Origin of the sequence: Paenibacillus sp. GbtcB18, assembly GCF_019091125.1 — a bacterium.
Classification (GTDB): domain Bacteria; phylum Bacillota; class Bacilli; order Paenibacillales; family NBRC-103111; genus Paenibacillus_F; species Paenibacillus_F chitinolyticus.
On record NZ_JAGXJX010000609.1, the window covers coordinates 1 to 251 of the forward strand.

General features: G+C 56.2%; 1 protein-coding gene. It reads left to right on the top strand.

The window, feature by feature from the left end; genetic code table 11:
- Positions 1-251: DegV family protein (locus KVT34_RS30670; RefSeq protein ID WP_217563340.1), on the top strand; the 251-nt coding region annotated here is incomplete at both ends.

Sequence of the window (251 nt, forward strand, 5' to 3'; positions counted from 1 at the left end):
AACGAAATTGGTGTCGTTCCCCTTTATGTCGTCTTCGGCGACGATTCGTATCGGGACGGGGTGGACATTACACCGGTGGTCCTGTACCGGAAAGTCGAACTGTCCGGCAAGCTGCCCAAGACAGCGGCTCCGTCGCCGGCCGACTTCGAGAAAGCGTTCCGGCCTCATATCGTACAGGGCTGCGATATCGTCTACATCGGGCTTTCTTCCGGAATTTCGTCGTCTTATCAGAATGCCGTGTTAGCGTCCGA